Below are 18,616 nucleotides of genomic sequence, written 5' to 3'. Positions count from 1 at the left end.
ATCAAGAGCACTTTTGCAGGTTCGCTTAACAGCAAGTACGCCATAGAAACCCGTAGTGATAGCAAAGACTAACTGGAGTTTATCTGTCTAGTGGTTTCTCCTGTAATCTGTTGTACTACTTAGTCCTGTTGGAGATACAGATGGCTGGGAGCAATGGCAGCCCAACTCTAATACTCTTGACATTCACCCGTGGCGTGTCAAATCGCTATGAAAAAGTGTCGTATCATATTATTTAAACATGTGAACCTGAACATTAGGATAATCGTGAATTGTCCCGCCGATGAGCGAACACACGACGAAACGGGTGACCGGCACCATGTACAGATTTCTTGACCGAACGGCTAAGGTAGTCGGGATCCTTGCTACCTTGATGGCGGTGGTGACCTACTATTTCGAGAACACCTCTGCGGCTGCCATTTCGCTAGCGTTGGCTTGCTGCATGGGTATCGTGTACACAACTTGGATGATCGTTGCGCGCATACCCGGAGCAAAGCCTGTCATCCTCGGAGCTGAAAACATCACCTACGTCGCTAGGTTCAGTCCGACCATACGTCTCGTCGCTGCGATAGCCACTGGCATCCAAACAGTAGCTATCGTAGCGATCACCACATGGCTTGTCTCAAGTCAGCCGTACTTCGAGGATATCGCTCCTACTGCACCTGGGGAGTCTCTTGTAGTGGTCTTCGGAATCGAGGGTCCCGCAAACACTGCGGACATTACGACGGCTGTCGCGAGCACTCTTCAGGCTGAACTCGAATACGGTCCGACAGGCGGCGTCGTGGCTCTGATGAGCCCGTGGCGAATTGAGCAATCCCGGCGAGCCCTCGCAATTTCCGACGCAACAGCACTGGGAAAGGAACTGCGAGCACTTTTTGTGATAACCGGTAGTCATGATGGACAAACATTGAATCTAAAGCTCGCACTCACTGAACCGAGCCTCCTCATTCTGGATGAAGACTTGACGCATATAGGGGTCCGCCTGGACGGTAGCCCCATTTCCCTTAACATTCCAGTAAACGCATTGTCGGCCCACTTGCTTCCTGTAGCCATCTTTATTAAAGGTATTCACCTCTACATTTCTGGAGACGTTGCCGGAGCTAAGGATCACTTCTCCGAAGTTATCGATCGCTCCGAGGACGCCCGGCTCACAGCTCGGACTCACTATCTCCGTGGGATTTGCCATTACATACATTCGGATGCAGACCAAGCAGACCAGGACTATGATCGTGCAGTTGAATTGGGGCTCGAACTGCCGGCTGTCCACTGGCGCCGCGCCGAACTCTTCCTGAATGAGAACACGGGCTTCTCAGTCGTTGAGGAGGAACTGAAGACGGCAATAGAGCTATCAAGAAACTCGTCCGAATCCTATTATATTGCCGGTCTTTTGACTTTTGAAGCGATGTTGCAGATCCCGTACGCTTTCGCTGACATGCCGGAGTTTTTTGATAGAGCGGACGACTACCTGCGTGTCTCAATGGAAAAGGATCCCTCTTCTCATCGGCCAGTTTTCATGAGAGTGAGTTTGTACGCACGGTACGGTGACTTTCTTGATCGCAACACACTCCGAGAGGTCTCTGCGTTCCTGATGCAAGCGATCGACCAAGGGGGAGATCATGCAGATTTACGGCTCGCCTTAGCAAACGTGCACTCGGCATATGGCCAGGGTGCAGCAGCGATTCAACACTTAGAGAAAGCGCTCGATCTTGGTGCATCTCGTGCGGCGGTACAGTCGGCGCTTGCGGATGTGTACGATATGACCGGTGATACCAGCCGTGCGATCGAGAGCATTCAGCTGTTTCTGGCTGAGAGGGGGGATCAGGCCGGCGATTGGTGGCAACGAGCGGTAGCAAAGGCACGCCTTGCGTCCTTCCAAGGAGGAAAGGCTATTCCACTGTTTAAAACGCTAGATGAGCCTACAGAAAAGGCTAGGAGAGAGAAGTTCTCGAATGTCGCGGCCAGCTGGATTGGAAAGGTCTGGAACCGGGATTTCTTGGGAGAGAGATCTACGGAAGATTTCTTGCTCTACCTATTGACGGAATCCAATATAATCCCTGAGATAGCAGATAGGGAGTCTGCTCAGAGGGTCATGAGATCTCTCCTCGCTCGCGATAACGTGGAGATCAGTAGCGAGTCGGTGCCGCTTTGGTGTGAAAGGGGTCTTTGGTCTGGTACTTTCTTGATTGTGAACTCTCCTGATACATCTGGAATTGTCGGCATCTACCTTGAGCCAGGACCTGACGGGAGGGTGCTTGAAATTGAAGACGACGTAGTAGGGCTGGATTTCTTTTTCGAGTGTCACCAGATTCGCACAGATATTGAAATTGGCTTCCACGGTGATTAGGGAAAAGCCCTTCATACTAGATGTGGAAAGTAGCCTATGACAACGGTTGGACTTAATTGAAACAAAACACCCCACCCACCCCAAAAAACCTACTTCCCTGCCCGAAATTCGGTAGACAGGATCGGCTAACCACGTATATCTTGTGGTCGCCATGACGTACACAGATAAAACAATGCTCAAAGCGATGATCGAACGCAACCAGTCGTTCGACGGCAAGTTCTATGTCGGTGTTCTCTCCACCGGTATCTACTGCCTCCCCTCGTGCAAAGCCAAGAATCCCAAACGGGAAAACGTTCGCTTCTTCCCCAGCCGTGAAGAAGCCGTCGCGGCCGGGTTGCGAGGTTGCAAACGCTGCCGGTCAGATAGGTATCCCGATGTCTTGCCCGATTGGGTCAAGCGGTTGATCAAGCATCTCAGAGAAAACCGTACCGTTCGGATTACCGAAACCGATTTGGCCGATATCGCCGGGGTCAATATCAGTACGATTCGCCGTCATTTCAAAGCGCATCTTGGAATGACAGCTTTGGCTTTCAATCGCTACCAGCGGCTGCTGCATGCCCGTGAGATGCTAACGGCCGGCGAAAACTATCTTAGCGCCGCCTTTGCCTGCGGCTATGAATCCTCGTCGGGGTTCCGAGCCGCTTTCGCCAAACAATTCGGCCGTCCACCGGGAGGGATCAAGGAGATAAACCAATGATACTCTATCAGGATTTTGAGAGCCCAATCGGTCCCATGATCGGCGGCGCCACCGACCAGGGCATCTGTTTTCTGGAATGGCACGACCGGGGCGGCGTCGATGTCATTCTCAACCGGGTTCGCAAGCGCTACAAGACAGAAGTTGCCCCCGGCCACAACGATCATCTGACGAGTTTGACCGATGAACTATCTCGCTACTTCACCGGCGATCTGAAACAGTTCCGAACGGCTATCGACATCACCGGCACATCGTTTGAACAAGTTGTATGGAAGCAACTGCAGAAAATCGACTATGGCCGCACCTGCTCCTATGGTGAACTGGCCGCCAAGTTGGACAAACCGGGCGCCGCACGGGCGGTGGGCCGAGCCAACGGCGCCAATTACCTCTCGATTGTGATCCCCTGCCATCGAGTGATCGAAGCCAACGGCAACCTGCGCGGCTATGGCGGGAAAGTCTGGCGCAAGAAGTACCTGCTGGAGCTGGAAGCAGGCGTGCGACAGCCTCACTTACCCGCAGAAGCGGAACCGGGAAACCTGAAAACGGTCTCGACGGTTTTGTAGGGCCGTGTTCGAATGCGATAGGTGTGGTAAGGTCATCCTGTTCACCATCCGCCGGATGGTTTAATGCGACCCTCAGTCTGGTCCGCAATGGTCACAGGGTTCAATTCGATCAGTCAAAAGCTCGATCTTAATCTCGGCCTCAATGACGGTATGCCCGCTGCCGTATTCTATCCCGGCAATAGTACACAAATCACCAATTCCACCGGGCGAGTTACCGACATAGGTGTTCAGAACAGACTGAATGGTGTGGAAATGCTTTTGCTTTAGGTATACTTCAATCTCATCCTCCGCTACAATTGTCTGCAGAAGTGACAAACCGCGACTCCCCGTGACTTCATCTATAGATCGCCCGCCAAGGTGATCCAACAATAAGGATTCAAGCCCGATGGCTCCACCGCATGTTTTTTTGGAGAGAGAATAGGACTCTATGCGGTTATCGTTATCAAGCGTTAGTTTTATTCTTTCAGTAAGATCACGGCACGGCATCTTTTCATCTCTTGGCAACTAATAGTGAGTCTTCCGGCTATCCATACACAAACAGATTCAGTCTGTTCTTAACTGTATACGCAGACTATCCGGAGGTTGGATCAGATTATTGCCGACCACAGGCACTAAACAGTCAACAAACCCGACGCAGGCCTATATGCTCGGTACCAGAGGGGGGCGTGAACCGCCATGGTTCGCTGGTTATGAACAGACCGTGACGTCCGCTTGACAGTGAGCTGTCTGCACCGACAGGAAGTAATAGCATGGACCTGAAGATAGCTATCCAACTGGACTTCAAGGCTAACCTATTTGCCCAATGTGCCGATTCCATGTAGATAGATAGACCATTGATTATCATAGTGCTAATGCACCGAGAGGGGCCGAGGGCAGGTCAGTACAGCCGGGTGGAAAAAGGAAATGACGACGCTACGCAGCCGCTCATCAAACTCCGGATCAGACAGGACCGCAAATGCTGCGAGATGATCAGAAAACGAAGCGTCAGCTAATAGAAGAGTTGGCAGCTTTACGTGATCAAGTGGATCAATCGCTGGCCGGCGAGAACAGCTTTCGAGACTTGTTTATCGATTCCCTTCAGGGCGTGGCCATCGTGCAAAACGGAAAACATGCGCTGGTCAATCCCGCCTATACCAAACTGGTGGGTTATACCCAGGAAGAACTACAGAAACTTACCCCACCCGAATTACCCAAACTCGTTCACCCGGATGATCGTGAGCAAGTAATCCAGAGGACCCGGGATCGCCTGGCCGGCAAAGAAATGTCGGGGGTTCACCGTTTTCGCATTCTCACAAAGAGCGGTGACACAGTGTGGGTGGAGGCACATACCAGCCTGATAACTTATCTGGGAAAGCCGGCCGTTCAACTCTGTGCGTTGGACATTAATGACCGAGAAAAGGCAGAGAGAACTCTCAGATTCAAAGTAAGTCAGTATCGCAAATCGGAGGAGATAGCCGCAGTCGGCAGTTTCGTGGTGGAGGTGTCTACCGAGGATCTGAATTGGTCTGATCAGGTGTATCGCATGCTGGGACTCAAACCCGGAGAAGTCGAACCGGACAATGAAACCTACTGGGGATTTGTTCATCCCCAAGACCGTGATCGCCTGACAAAAGCTGCGAACAAAGTGTACGCAGGCGAAGCCGACATGGATATCCTATACCGAATTCTCAGAAAAGACGGTCAACTGAGATACATCCATACCCAGGCTGACCGGGAATTCGACGATCATGGTAACCTGACCTACATCTGGGGCTTCTCGCAGGATGTCACCGACCGTTTCAAAGCCGAAGAGGCACTTAAAGAGAGTGAGGAGAAGTACCGGACACTCCTTGAAACCAATCCTTATGGGTTCCAGGTGATCGACGTTTCCGGACGTATCACGCTCAGTAATCCCGCGTATCAGAAAATGCTCGGCTATACCGAAGAGGAATTGCAGGGCAAGTCCATTATGGATTTACTTGATACCGACGAAGCGCGCGATAGTCTTCGGGCCTATCTGCCCTTGCTGGTCAAGGATCAGCCTGAACCTACGACCTACATGCAAAAGAACAAGACCAGGGACGGCCGGATTATCGACCAACTTGTTGACTGGAACTACAAACGTGATGCCAAAGGGTGTGTTACCGGTTTCTCATCTGTTATCACCGATTATACAGAACGCAAGCGGGCCGAGGACAGAGTGCGCCTGCTGTTGGACAATCTTCCATGCGTGGCCATGATTCTCAGGAAGGGAACCAGGGAGATAGTAGCCAGTAACAACGCCGCGCACTCAATTGGCGCCGTTCCCGGCACAACCTGCTATGGCACGTGCGCACAGCGTCAGGAAAGTTGCACCTTCTGCCGGGCGCCTGAAGTTTGGGCAACAGGTCAGAAGCAAGATATTGAAGTGGAGTGTGAGGGTGTCTGGTATCATGGTGTTTGGGTGCCGTTGGACGATGATCACTACGTCCACTACGTTTTCGACATAACCGAGCGCAAGCGGGCCCAGGAAGCGCTGCAAGTGAGCGAGGAACGATTCAGAACCCAAATGATGCAATCTCCCTTGGTGATGGAAATCTACGATCTCGACGGCCTTCAGATTGAAGTGAACACGGCCTACGAAGAGCTGTGGGGGTTCCCGGCCGACACCACGGTAAACAAGTTCAACGTGCTAAATAGCAAGGAAGTAGAAGAGACCGGCCTGATGGAATATGTCAGACGGGCGTATGCCGGAGAAACGGTGACAGCGCCCGAATATCTGTTCGACCCGACCGGCGCAACAGAATCCGGAGGATTGGGCAGAGTACGTTGGTTGAGCACCAAAATCTACCCGCTGAGAGATTCCGCAGGCACCGTTACGAGTATCGTTATCACCCATGAGGACATCACCGATCGTAAACAGGCCGCTGAAAAACTGCGCCAGAGCGAGGAAAAACACCGCCGCTTGTTCGAGCATTCCAACGATCCCATATTCGTTCATTCACCCGAGGGGGTGATCCTTGATGTCAACAGCGCTGCCTGTGAAATGCTTGGTTACAGTCGCGAGCAACTACTGTCGATGACGGTACCCTGCTTGCACCCGGATAGTGAAAAGGCCAGGTGTACCCAAGCCATCAGGACCACCGAGCAAGAGGGTTCTACGGTTTTCGAATCATCGCTCATAACTGCCGGCGGAACGATTCGAAACGTGAGCATCAGTTCCAAGATAGTCGATCCCAAACACTCTACTATCCAGGGCATTGTCCGCGATATAACCGAAACCAGACGCTTGCGTGAATTGGAATCGCGGGCCGAACGACTTGAAACGGCAGGGACCATTGCCGGACAGGTCGCGCACGATTTCAACAACCTGCTGGCTCCGTTGATGGCGTACCCGGACTTCATTCGCGAGGACCTGCCCCGGGATCACCCTGCTCTGGCTTATGTGCGAGACATCGAAAACTCCGCCAAGCAGATCGCCGAGATTAACCAGCAACTGCTGACCCTGGGAAGAAGAGGTCATTACAACGCCGAGACTCTAAATCTGAATGAGATCATCCTTCAGGCCACAAAGGACATTAAACCACATTCCGACACCCTGGTCATCAAGACAGTTCTCGGCCCGAACCTGATGAACATACGTGGCGGTGGCGCCCAGCTTCATCGTGTGATCAATAATCTACTGCACAACGCCATTGATGCCATGCGGTGTATCGGTCAGGTTACCGTCAAAACGGAGAACTACTATGTCGACGATGTTTCGGTTGCCTACGGCCGTGTTCCCAAAGGTGAGTTTGTCAAGTTGACCATAGCAGATACCGGCTGCGGCATTACCGATGACATTGTCCAGAAAATATTCGATCCATTCTTCACGACCAAAACCAGCGACAAGAAACGTGGCACCGGGCTGGGCCTGAGCGTGGTCGATGCTGTTATCAAAGATCACGGTGGATACCTCGATCTGGATACTCAGGTGGGTGTGGGAACTTCATTCTATCTCTACTTTCCGGTCACTCGCGAATCACGAGACGAACAGCATCCGGAAAAGATTCCGTGTGGAACGGAGTCAATACTGGTTGTCGATGATGACGACACTCAACGCCGGGTCTCCGCCCAGATTTTGCGCAAACTTGGATACCAGGTTACCATTGCCGAAAGTGGCGAGAAAGCCATCGAACTCCTCAAGAAGAGTTCGCCGGACCTCCTGGTCCTTGATATGATCATGCCCCCTGGCCTGGACGGGACCGAAACATATCGACAAGCCATCGAGATCGATCCCAATCAAAGAGCAATTGTCGTTTCCGGGTTCTCATCTTCTGAACGAGTTATCGAAGCTCAGAAACTGGGGGCTGGGACTTTTGTCAGGAAGCCGTTTACCAAGAGGTCTATCGCGGAAGCGGTTCGAACGGAACTGGACAAGCGGGTCGAGATCACGTCCGGTGAGTATTGTTCTTGAGATACCCGCACAGCCGCCATCGACTCTTCATACAGGAACATTCCCACCAGCCGGTTCCTCAACAACTACAGCCACGCCAGAGCAGGCGCCGGTCCACAGCCGACCGTCGCACCTGTGGGATAACATAGCTATCGGCCGACACCAAACCGTAACGCCTGGTCGGGATCAATCGGCAGAAGTAACCTCTGCAGAATCGGTTGGGTTGTCTTGTGCAGTTCTATAGCGAAGCAGGCTTACTGTCACCTGATGAGCCCGCAAAGCTTGAGTACCCGCCTTGTTGTCCGAGTCAACACCCTCCGAACAGGGACCGGCGCCAACGATAACCAAGGCATCGGCACCCTTCATCCGAGCAGCCTGGAGCATTTGCTTGCGCATTTTCGGGATGTTTGACATGTCCTCATCGACCGGGACGAAATGCCCAATCACACGATGCAATTCCTGAACATCCTGCCACGAACAGTACAAGTCGACATGACCAGTGGCCGGGTATACCTCGCCCACGAACTCGACCTTCCTGCATCCACCTGCAAGAACAACCGCCGTCATCACGACCAGAATCATCCTCATCAGTAACATTCCTTTCGCCAAATCCAATGCCTGCCAGCCTACCCTCAATATAGTCCGAAGATGAGTTTCCGCAAGGGAAAACATGGAGATACTCGTCGAGTATAGATTTGCGGGTCAATGTTCTCCGTTATGGTCATATGTCAGGCAAGAGCGGCAATGGGCACGAATCCACCGGCACGGAGTCGCAGGACCTGCCGCAACGACAAACGTGGATTCAAGACGGCAGCATCTTCATCTTGAGGGAGCCGTTGTCGGGCCTCCCAGGTCTTAGCATGGGGATTTAGCGGAAGATCGCAACCTCAAAGAAGCTCATTGATACTTGATAAGACTACTGTCTCTACCCTCGGGGACCTAATAGCGTTTTTCTATCAGAGAGTAAATGAGCTACTCTTCGGACTACATCCGCATTGTTGAAAGGTTTTCGAAGTATCCCATGTCCACCGGCTGAGATTACGTCACATTCTGCTAATTCAAGTAGATGATCCTCAATGAACAAAAAAGGAATCCCGGTTTGTATGTCTTGAACTTGAAGCATCAGGTGCAGGCCGGTCATATCCACAAGCGCCAACTCTGACAAAACACCATTAACAGGTTTTTGGTGCAGAATTTCCAGAGCCACATTACCATTCTCAGCCGATAATACTCGGTATCCAATCCGGGAGAGTGCCGTTGAGAGAAGTTTTGAGGAAGTGGAGCTTTCTGTAACAATAAGGATTGAACCAAGCCCTAAGAGTAAAGTGTCTCGGATTCTTGAAAGAAACATTTCTGAAGTGTAAGGTTTGATAAGATACTCTCGAACGCCAAGTCTTGAGGCTTTGTCTATTGCATCCATGTCGTTGAGGCTGGTGCTTACTATGATTGGTATGTGCCGAAACCGTAAACTACCCTTCAGGAACTCAAGCATTGAATACCCGTCGTCTTCCGGCATCATAAGGTCACAGACTATCAGGCATATATCACCGTAACGTTGCAACTTTTCGATCCCTTCTTTAACAGACAACGCTCCATGAGGTTTGTAGCCACCGTATGACAGATATTCAGAGAGTGATTCAACCATCTCAGGTTGATCATCAATGACAAGAATACTCTTCCGGAGGTCTGTTGTACGCATTAGCCTTCGCGATGTTGATACCCTATCACCCTTATAACTTCGTGAGTCCTTCCCAAGCTCAGAGAGCAATTTCATGCGATTCAAGGCCTTCATTGTCTGACTCCTTCACCTCCCGATAAGTCGCTCCCGTATACAATAGCGTCGGTGGCTATGGTGCCAGTGCCTGGCAGTACGAAACCGGCAAAATGAGGATATATCGCCTCTTGATGCCTATTATCTATGCGCCCTGATTATTGTCCAAGCGATAGAGAGCACTTATGTGCATTGACAACAAGGACTTGCAGTATACGCAGTGACAGGTGTTTGGGCTTGTTTTCTGTTGTTTTGCCCCGTTTTGTTACGTGGTAACGACTCCGGCTAAGTCGCCTACTCAACGCACCCCATTATGAGTACGCCGCCGCCGGCGAACATGTAATCGACGAGATACACCATGTCACCAATATCAATGGCGCAGGACCCGTCGACATCAGCCAGGTTGATGATAAGTGGAGCCGGCCCGCCGCTGAAAGAATAGTCCACAAAGAAGATTAGGTCAGCGATGTCCACAGAACCACTGATATCAATGTCACCCGGCACCAGCTGCGTGGGCTCCACCCGAAGATCGAAGACAGCTTCATCCCAAAAGTTGGAACCCAGATCGTCAACATAAGCGGTAAACGTAAATAGTCCGGTGTCAGTCGGCACGCCGGAGATGATACCGTTGGATGTGTCCAGGGTCAGTCCCGGAGGTAAGCTGCCGTCAATAATCGAATAGACGTTGTTCATGGTACCGCCACGGGTGTCCAGCAGCTGGGTATGAGGCAGATCCTGCTGAGCCTGTGGCAGTTCTCGTTCGGTGACAAAGTTCAATCGCCAGGTGTACTGAGTGAAGGTCTTCAGTATCCAGTGCTCGGGGTCCAATCTCACCTTAACAATCGAATCGGGGAAGTTCAGTCTTTGAACGTCTTTACGTTCATCAATCCAAACCGAGACAGTATCCTCATCCCCGTTGACGTCCTTGAAAGTGAAGTCAATCGGCATGATGAATACTTCGGGATCGGTTGTGTGTGACTGATCGACCGACAGGAACAGATCATAGCCGCCCGAGTCTGAAGGTTCTGTCCAATAGCAGTACAGGTAATGGGGTCGGTATCCGCCGAATATCCACTGTTGAAAGAACCAGTCAAGCTCTCGACCGGTGGCATCTTCAAAGACCTGACAGAGATCCCAGGTGTCCAGACTGCCATAAGCGAATTCTGAGTTGTAGTAGTATTGCAAAGCGTCAAAGAACACCGAGTCGCCCAGCACATTGCGCAGCATGTGAACCACCCAGGCCCCTTTGTAATAGATGATCACGTCAAAGATATCGTAGGCGCTGGTCGTGTCGTACCGATAGACGGAACCGTCGTTGAACCAGTACATGGAATCCATGTAGTCGTGGTAGTACTGGTGGCCGTTTTTTACTTCATAGTAAATCGCCTCGGCATAAGTGGCCCAGCCTTCGCTTATCCAGATATCGGCCCAGGACTTGGTCGACACAAAGTCGCCGTACCACTGGTGGGCCAGTTCGTGAATAACAACATACTCCGACCAACCATACCAGCTATCGGTGATCGACGTCATGGACTGATGCTCCAAAGCACCACCACCCCAACCAAAGTTGACATGCCCATACTTGACATCGGCGAACGGATATAACCCAAACTTGTCGGACCAGATAGTTAACACCTCCGGCACGATACCGAACGACAGTTGTGCCTGCTCCAATACTTCCGGGTAAACCGCATTGACAATCGGCATTGTATCCTGGTAGTTGTTGTATATCCACTCATCGTAATAGACGTAGTAGTCCGACACTGCAATCATGAACAACTCTGTGACCATCGGGTGCGGTTCGACATAATGAAAAGTCTTGATATGGGGGCCAAGGGCGATTGAGTCCAACCTGCCGTTGGAACCCACCCAAAAACGATTGTCAACGGTAATAGCTACAATAAACGAGTCAGCTTTGTCGTCCACCCGATCTTTGCAGGGCCACCAGGTGCGGGCTCCATACGGTTGCGACAGACTGGATATCACCGGGCGGTAGTCGGTCGAGCCGGGACCTCCGACCTGCCGTTGATGAAAGGCGAAACCACCGATCCACATGGTCGGATCAAGCGGATGCCCGTGGTAATAGACTGTAAACTCAAACAGCTCGCCGGTACTGTACGGCCGCTCAAGTGTCACCGTCACGTAGTCGCCCGTGCGCGAGTATGCAAGCGGCCCCGAAGCATTCACCACAGAGTCCAGGAACATGAGCTCTTGCAGATCGAAAATGATCTCACTTGTACCGTCGAGGGTGGCTTCGGCAACAAACCGCACGTGACCGTAGAGCACTTCGGTGGTGTCGTCGACACGGATGGCTATGTCGTAAATCCTGACATCGTAGTTTTCCTGAATGCGTTCGCCGTTGTTCTGCGAAAACATTTTGTCCACAAAAGAGCGGTCGGCCAACCGCCGCGCTTTTCCCTCACTCAGCCAGCGATGTGCTTCGATGGCGCTGGGCGTCGGGTGGTCGGCTGAAGCAGAGTTGCTGTCGGCCAAAGGCGCCGCCGCTAATGCAGGGAGAAAAATGCAGACGAGTAAAATAGCTGTTGATTTAAGCAATGGAAACCTCGCGAAGTGTCATCGTGGTCTGTCTACTATAGTATAGGCGGTGGTCACATTTGATCCAACAGGTTTGTATCGCAGAGTCTGCGTCTGACGTCCGGGGTCGTATCACACGGTCGCAGCGCTTGCGACAATCAACAACGCCGGAAAACCCTGCACACGTAGATCTGCCGGACCCGCGCCTGCGTTATGTTCCGCCCCTATGGTGCCGGTAATGCATGAATCTTACAGAATAAGTCGTCTATCCTCTCCCCCCAATCGGGCCGAGGAATGACTGCTGTATGAGCACCGACAGATGCCGGTGAGGGCACCATCGGTCATTGCCGGTAGGTCTGACAACGGCGTCAATCTCGCCGTCCGGCCACTAATATTACTCTACACATCCCATTAAAGGTGCAGGCCCACCCGCGAACATGTAGTCAACCAAGTATACCATATCTGCAATATCGATTGCACAGGAACCATCGACATCGGCAAGATTCATCAAGGGTGGTGGTGGCCCGCCGGAAAAATTGTAATCGACGAAGTAGATCAGGTCGGCAATGTCCAATTCTCCACTGAGGTCCATGTCGCCGGGAAGGTTGGGAGTCGGTTCGACATAGATGGTGAAAATCTCTTCATCCTCAAAGCTGCTGCCGTTGTCGTCGACAAAAGCGGTGAAAGTAAACAGGCCGGTATCGGTCGGTGTGCCGGTGATTAGCCCGGTCACACTGTCAAGACTCAGACCGGTAGGCAGAGCGCCGCCGGATATCGAAAATGTATTACTCCCGGTCCCACCACGCGTGTCCAGCAGGGTCTCGTATGGCAAAGCCAACTGCGCTGCCGGCAGTTCCGACATGACGACAAACTGCATATACCATGGAACATCGCGTTCGTACTTGAGAATCCAACCGCGTGGATCAAGGTTGATTTCGGTAACGGAGTCTGGAAAGTTCAACACAATAGTATTAGAGCGATCATTGACCCACAGCGTGAGTGTGTCCGGATCGCCGGCGTTGGTCTCGAATGTGAAGTCAACCGGCATCTTGAACACCTGCGGGTCAGTGGTATGCACCTGATCGACAGCCAGGAAAACATCGTAGCCGCCACCCGCCGATGCCTCCACCCAATACTGGAAGTAATAATAAGGCCGGTACTCGCCGAATATCCATTGGTCGAAAAACCAGTCGAGTTCCATGCCGGAAGACTGTTCCCAAACATCTCTGAACTCCAGCGTGGTCAGCGCCCCGAAGGCATACTGAGAATTGTAGTAGTCATTGATAGCCTGGAAGAACAGCGAATCACCCAGCACGCCACGGAGCATGTGGCAGACCCAGGCTCCCTTGTCATAGACGATCAGGCTAAAAACGTAGTTAGGCCAAGTGGTGTCGGCCCGATAGAGACTCGTGCCCTCGGCGTAGTCCATGTTGTCCATGTAGTCGTGATAGTAGTTCCAGCCCATCCGCACTTGATAGTAAAGCGCCTCAGAGTAAGAGGCCCAGCCTTCGTTGAGCCAAATGTCGGACCATGACTCGCAGGTAATATAGTCTCCCCACCACTGGTGGCCCAATTCATGCACCACTACCGGCTCTGAATATCCCCAGGTGTGGCTGCCCAACATCCAGCTCATCGATTGATGCTCCATTGCCGAGTACCATTGCATCGAGGCATGACCATATTTGACATCGGTAAACGGATACAGGCCGTAATTGTCGGAGAGAATGGTCAGGGCGTATGGCGTTACATCGTAGTTGTCCTGCGAGTATTCAAACCAGGCCGGGTCGACGGCGTGAACCACCGGCATGGTATCCTGATCGTTGTTGTAAATCCATTCATCGTACCACACCGCATAGTCGGACACGCCGATGGCAAACAGATAGGATGCCATCGGGTAAGGCATGGTGAAGTAGTAGGTCTTAACATGACCCAGGCCGAAAACCGTCGAGTCCAGAGTACCGGTGGAGGCGACGTAGAAGCGGGAGTCGGCCGTAATGGCAATAAAGAAACTGTCAGCCTTGTCGTCCATCCGATCTTTGCACGGCCACCAACTTCGTGCGCCGTAAGGTTGCGACACGGTGCTGATGCTGTACTCGCCGCTTGATTTCACATGCCAGGCAAAACCGTTGAAAACGCTGGAACTACTTTGTTCCGGTTCGCCCCAGTAATATATGTCGAACTCAAAACTCTGATCGGTATTGTACGTCTGGTCCAGCGTAATGGTGACCGTATTGTCGAGACGACTATACGAGAGCGCGCCGGCCGGTGATATGATCGAGTCGATCGGCATGTTGTCCAGAAGGTCGACTTCCACCTGGCTGACGCCGTCTTCGGTAGCTAAGGCTCTGAACCCGACCCGACCAAAGATTGTCTCAATGGTGTCGTTTACGCGAATGGCAATGTCGTAGGTTTTGACATCGTAGTTGGTCTGGGTGCTGGTACGGCTTTTGTCCTGAAGGAGCTTCTCGGTAAAGACGCGGTCGGCAACTCCTCGAGATTTTCCTTCGCTGAGAAACTTATGGACTTCTCTTGGGTTTGGGATTTCGCCGTCATTGAGCTTTGGTGAGGCTTGGCTCAGGGCGGTTGCGGCGGTCACGAACAGTAGCAGGGCGGCGGTGAGGGTAATTCGTAGTGTACGAATAACGGTCATGGCATGATCTCCGAAAGATAGGTATTTTGCGTATAATATAACTATTATGACCCTTTTTCCAAACCGAAAGTTGGAGCGGCGGATTTTGCGACTTGTGCCCGCGTCATCTTCAGATCGCGTGGGTGCTGTGGGCGGCAATCATCTTCCCCTGTCATGCCGGACTTGATCCGGCATCCATCTTCTCCTGGAGCGTTTGTGGTGCCCGCGGCGACCCCGCCCGACACCTGCTTGTGGTGCCCGCGTGATCCTCAGATCGCGTGGGGCCGTTTTCGTACCCGCCACTCGCCGTCCTGTCATTCTGGCGAAGGCCAGAATCCAGTCTTCACCATGTCACCGCGAGCGCAGTCGAGGGGTAACATGTGAATGGCGCCTAACGCCGGAGAGCCGGCTTGACCGGCCGGGTCCGAAGACGGACCCACCTTACATTTGTTCGAACCAGTGTCATTTTGTGCGTGGTGTACGTCCTCGTGCGCCACGCCATCAAGGAGCAGCAGGTCAGTCCGCAGTGGCGGATTGTGGTCCTGACGATCCGGCCTCAAGGCCGTGAACGACCTGGCCTACTCAGGTTTCGTGACCACCCAAACCGGGATGATCTGCTTTTCATCCTCCCGATCATAACCAATCGTGTCCGGCGGTTCGCCCGGCTGAATCCGCTTGGCGATAACCAAAAGCTTGTTGTTCGGTCGAGTAAAAGTGGTATCGATGTTCATGTCTTTGATCGGCCCTTTGTCCGGTGATGAGACAAAAACCGTAACTATGCGACCACTTCCGGGCGGCAGTGATTTCTGGTTGGGTCCCAGATTGGCCACCAGCCCCAGGGTCACACATTGGATAGCCGTGTCGGCCCGAAATCCTTTGTAGTCGAATTTTTCAATCCGGCCACCGGTGAAGATTGCCGAGTCGCCTTTCAGACGGATGTCGCCGCCTTTCAGCTTCAGCGGGATCGACAATGCTTCCACCCATTCGTCGTTGACGAACGAGATATCGATTTTCCAGTTGTTGTCATCGACTTTGGACAGGTCGGCAAACAGTGAATCCGGTTTACCGAAGGCGTCCTTCTGGCCCAGGGCGACCACGGGCAACAACCACACCAGACAGATGATCAAGATTACGTTAGCTTTAGGTTTCATCCTTCCTCCGCACTCTCAGGTTATATTTAAACATTCGTTACACTTACACAAGATAGACGACCTTAAGTTCCCCAGCCTTCTTCAGGCTGCAATAGCATAGAACGCAGGCGATCCACGAGTGAATCGGCCATGTCGGGTTGGTTCAACTGGTTACGGTAGATCGCGGCTGCCTGCAAAAGGCTGTTGCGGCCGGGATCGGACTCCGGATACTTCTCGAACAGTGAGATGAGTAGGTCGGCCGATCCTTTGAGGTCATCCCAACGCCTGTACAGGTCGGCTTTGAAGCTCAAGGCCCTGGCTTCGACCAACGTCCCGGAGCCGCGCATTGCAATCTGATCATAGTATTTCTCGGCGTCCCGATACCACTTCTGGGCTTCATCATTGCGGTCCAGGTCGCGGTAGTGATCGCCCAGGTGCAGGTAGGTGGCCATCGCCTGCTGGGAACCGCGAAATTTCTCGATCAAGTACTTGTATTCGGTTTCGGCGCGGTTCCAGCGGCCCAGAAGTTCGAAGCACCGCGCTATGGTGAATTGCACCTGGGGGGTGGAGTTGTAGTAGATGGGATGCTCTCGCTTGAGTTCGACCAAACGTTCCCTGGCTTGCCGATATTCGCCGTCGTCCATTTCCATAAGAGCAATCTTGAATCGCAGACGCGGAACATACAGACTGTCGGCCGGTTCGAGTTTGTCCAGTATTGATCGGTAGATCGCCTTGGCGGAGTCACTACCTTGCGGCTGGCGGGTGTAGATATCGGCCACATTGATCTGGATGTCGATATAATTGTCGGCGTTGCTGTCGGCCAGGTGTCTGAGCTCCGAGATCACCATTCCCCACTTACCAACCTCATGGTACAGTTTGGCCAGAGCCGCGTGTGATGCTACCGTACTTGGATCGCTTGGGGTCTCGGTAATTAGCGATTTATAGTACTCACGAGCAATCTCATACTGCTCCCTGGCCGCTGCGGAATCACCTATGGCTTGAGCGATTTGGAAAATGTGCAAGGGGAGACGAAACAGCACATCAACCACCTTTCCAGAATCATCCACCGGTGGGAAATAGCTATCCAGCGCGGTATGATAGACGGCCAGGGCGCTGTCCCAGCGACCCGATGCCTGCAAGGCCCGCCCCAAACTGAGATTGGTGGTTACCTGAGCGGCTCCATCGTAAGATGCTTTCTCAAGCAGGCGACTGAGAATAGACACACAGGTATCAAAACTGCGAGCCTGGAAATACAGCGAGGCCAAACGGTTGGCCGCCTGGAAAGCCAGGTAGCGAACCTCGCGCTCTTCTACCGGATGAACGGTGGCCGAGATCGAATCAAGCGAAGCCAGGGCGAATTGGAGCGACAGTCCGTAAGCATCGGCGGCCGATTTCATGGTGAGCATCCGAGAGTGTTCGGGAGCGTCTGCCGCAATCTTCATCTGGCGATCGGCCTGATAGTACAACCGTTCGGCCTCATAACGCAATCGCACCGCCTGGTTATCAGAACAGGAAACCACGGTTAGCGCCGTTGCCATCGTGAGCAGCGACAGAGTAAACTTGCGATATTCCATTATCTTCATTATCGAATGTACCAACTACAGTTATATCCTTGAACCGCCAAAATATAGACTTGAGTTGACTTCGGGCCAAGCCATATTTTGAGCCTGGCACCACTCAAAATGTGATTGCGCTCAGACCGATAGATGCGTATTAGGTGTAAAGATTACTCTAAAGCGCAGGTTCAAACAAACCAAAGGAACGGATTATGAAGCGACTCACGTTGATTCTTGTTATGCTGGCTTTGGTAGGCCTTAGTTACCAGTCAGTATCGGCTCAGGATTGGCCGACCGGACCGCCGGAGGAAATGAAACAACTGGAGTACCTGGTCGGAGTCTGGGATGTTGAAATGGAATGGAACATGGGTGACACTGTCGAAAACTGGGTCAAGTCCACAGGGACCTGCACCTATCGATATGTTCTCGATGGCGCTGCTTTGGAAATGTTGTTCGAGACTGAGTTTTTGGATGACTCGTTCACGGGACTCGGCACCGAGTGCTATGATCGGGAGACAAAATCGTGGCAGATGTCCTGGGTTGACAACATGGGTGGACGGCTGACTTTGTACAAAGGCAGTCACGCCGACGGCAAAGCGGTCTTCACCGGTACTGATGTCTGGCAAGGAATGGAGTATCTCTCGCGCATAACAAGCACCGATGAATCCAAAGCCAAGTTCGACTGGACTTCTGAGATGTCCATGGACGGTGGCGAAACGTGGGCAGTTGCAGGGAAGGCGATCTATACGAAAAGGTAGCCCGGTCCCGGCTGTTCGGGACAGAATAACAACAGTCGACTCTGTTCAATATACTGACACCAAGGCGGTGTTGTCACTTTTCGGCAACACCGTTTTGCACTACCCTGATCTCTCAAGTCTGTTCCCGCAAAGTGATAATGTCCTATTTGAGCAAAGTAGAAATGTCCTATTGATCAGCTATAATATGTCCCAAAAAGACAGGGATGTATATGGCCAGAGAGGACATTGTCAGGATGAGTTTGCGGG

General features: G+C 52.3%; 12 protein-coding genes. 5 read left to right on the top strand and 7 right to left on the bottom strand.

Features of this window, described 5'->3' with window-relative positions; translation table 11 throughout:
* Positions 1 to 316: 316 nt before the first annotated feature.
* From OEV49_15840 to OEV49_15830, 3 genes are all read left to right on the top strand, one after another.
* Positions 317 to 2,341: a hypothetical protein gene (locus tag OEV49_15840; GenBank protein MDH3892537.1), complete on the top strand. Its 2,025-nt coding sequence runs from the start codon at positions 317 to 319 to the stop codon at positions 2,339 to 2,341.
* A gap of 151 nt (positions 2,342 to 2,492) precedes the next feature.
* Positions 2,493 to 3,038 (top strand): helix-turn-helix domain-containing protein, encoded by a 546-nt coding sequence (locus OEV49_15835; protein ID MDH3892536.1) that lies wholly within the window; start codon positions 2,493 to 2,495, stop codon positions 3,036 to 3,038.
* Positions 3,035 to 3,598, top strand: coding sequence for a methylated-DNA--[protein]-cysteine S-methyltransferase (locus tag OEV49_15830; GenBank protein ID MDH3892535.1), 564 nt, complete (start codon positions 3,035 to 3,037; stop codon positions 3,596 to 3,598). The genes OEV49_15835 and OEV49_15830 overlap by 4 nt, the downstream gene beginning before the upstream one ends.
* A gap of 72 nt (positions 3,599 to 3,670) precedes the next feature.
* Here OEV49_15830 and OEV49_15825 read toward each other — a convergent pair whose 3' ends face one another.
* Positions 3,671 to 4,084, bottom strand: a complete 414-nt coding sequence (locus OEV49_15825) for a hypothetical protein (protein MDH3892534.1) — start codon at positions 4,082 to 4,084, stop codon at positions 3,671 to 3,673.
* Between the two features lie 469 nt (positions 4,085 to 4,553).
* Between OEV49_15825 and OEV49_15820 the strand changes: the two genes are divergently transcribed.
* Complete coding sequence (locus tag OEV49_15820; protein MDH3892533.1) at positions 4,554 to 8,012, top strand: PAS domain S-box protein; 3,459 nt, start codon at positions 4,554 to 4,556, stop codon at positions 8,010 to 8,012.
* A gap of 165 nt (positions 8,013 to 8,177) precedes the next feature.
* On the opposite strand, the gene OEV49_15815 is transcribed toward OEV49_15820, so the two are convergent.
* From OEV49_15815 to OEV49_15790, 6 genes are all read right to left on the bottom strand, one after another.
* On the bottom strand, positions 8,178 to 8,579 hold the full coding sequence (locus OEV49_15815) for a hypothetical protein (protein MDH3892532.1): 402 nt from the start codon (positions 8,577 to 8,579) through the stop codon (positions 8,178 to 8,180).
* Between the two features lie 337 nt (positions 8,580 to 8,916).
* Entirely contained in the window at positions 8,917 to 9,783 is an 867-nt protein-coding gene (locus tag OEV49_15810) for a response regulator (GenBank protein MDH3892531.1), read from the bottom strand.
* Between the two features lie 273 nt (positions 9,784 to 10,056).
* Complete coding sequence (locus tag OEV49_15805; GenBank protein MDH3892530.1) at positions 10,057 to 12,255, bottom strand: M1 family aminopeptidase; 2,199 nt, start codon at positions 12,253 to 12,255, stop codon at positions 10,057 to 10,059.
* Positions 12,256 to 12,691: 436 nt separating this feature from the next.
* A complete protein-coding gene (locus OEV49_15800; protein MDH3892529.1) occupies positions 12,692 to 14,947 on the bottom strand; it encodes a M1 family aminopeptidase in 2,256 nt (751 codons plus the stop codon).
* A 557-nt stretch (positions 14,948 to 15,504) separates the two neighbouring features.
* Positions 15,505 to 16,077 carry a hypothetical protein gene (locus OEV49_15795; protein ID MDH3892528.1) on the bottom strand — a complete coding sequence of 191 codons (573 nt, stop codon included), beginning with the start codon at positions 16,075 to 16,077 and terminating at the stop codon, positions 15,505 to 15,507.
* A gap of 62 nt (positions 16,078 to 16,139) precedes the next feature.
* On the bottom strand, positions 16,140 to 17,639 hold the full coding sequence (locus OEV49_15790) for a tetratricopeptide repeat protein (protein ID MDH3892527.1): 1,500 nt from the start codon (positions 17,637 to 17,639) through the stop codon (positions 16,140 to 16,142).
* A gap of 185 nt (positions 17,640 to 17,824) precedes the next feature.
* Between OEV49_15790 and OEV49_15785 the strand changes: the two genes are divergently transcribed.
* Positions 17,825 to 18,370, top strand: coding sequence for a DUF1579 domain-containing protein (locus OEV49_15785; GenBank protein ID MDH3892526.1), 546 nt, complete (start codon positions 17,825 to 17,827; stop codon positions 18,368 to 18,370).
* Positions 18,371 to 18,616: the final 246 nt, after the last annotated feature.

It is taken from the genome of Candidatus Zixiibacteriota bacterium, assembly GCA_029860345.1.
Lineage (GTDB): Bacteria > Zixibacteria > MSB-5A5 > GN15 > FEB-12 > JAJRTA01.
The sequence above is the reverse complement of the archived record's forward strand: the minus strand, read 5'-3'. Positions and strand labels throughout refer to the sequence as shown.

Excerpts from the sequence above, each read along its gene's own strand:
- OEV49_15830 (MDH3892535.1), top strand. The coding sequence starts at position 3,035 with ATGATACTCTATCAGGATTTTGAGAGCCCAATCGGTCCCATGATCGGC.
- OEV49_15800 (MDH3892529.1), bottom strand. The coding sequence starts at position 14,947 with ATGACCGTTATTCGTACACTACGAATTACCCTCACCGCCGCCCTGCTA.
- OEV49_15815 (MDH3892532.1), bottom strand. The coding sequence starts at position 8,579 with ATGAGGATGATTCTGGTCGTGATGACGGCGGTTGTTCTTGCAGGTGGA.
- OEV49_15820 (MDH3892533.1), top strand. The coding sequence starts at position 4,554 with ATGCTGCGAGATGATCAGAAAACGAAGCGTCAGCTAATAGAAGAGTTG.
- OEV49_15785 (MDH3892526.1), top strand. The coding sequence starts at position 17,825 with ATGAAGCGACTCACGTTGATTCTTGTTATGCTGGCTTTGGTAGGCCTT.
- OEV49_15790 (MDH3892527.1), bottom strand. The coding sequence starts at position 17,639 with ATGAAGATAATGGAATATCGCAAGTTTACTCTGTCGCTGCTCACGATG.
- OEV49_15840 (MDH3892537.1), top strand. The coding sequence starts at position 317 with ATGTACAGATTTCTTGACCGAACGGCTAAGGTAGTCGGGATCCTTGCT.
- OEV49_15835 (MDH3892536.1), top strand. The coding sequence starts at position 2,493 with ATGACGTACACAGATAAAACAATGCTCAAAGCGATGATCGAACGCAAC.
- OEV49_15810 (MDH3892531.1), bottom strand. The coding sequence starts at position 9,783 with ATGAAGGCCTTGAATCGCATGAAATTGCTCTCTGAGCTTGGGAAGGAC.
- OEV49_15825 (MDH3892534.1), bottom strand. The coding sequence starts at position 4,084 with ATGCCGTGCCGTGATCTTACTGAAAGAATAAAACTAACGCTTGATAAC.
- OEV49_15795 (MDH3892528.1), bottom strand. The coding sequence starts at position 16,077 with ATGAAACCTAAAGCTAACGTAATCTTGATCATCTGTCTGGTGTGGTTG.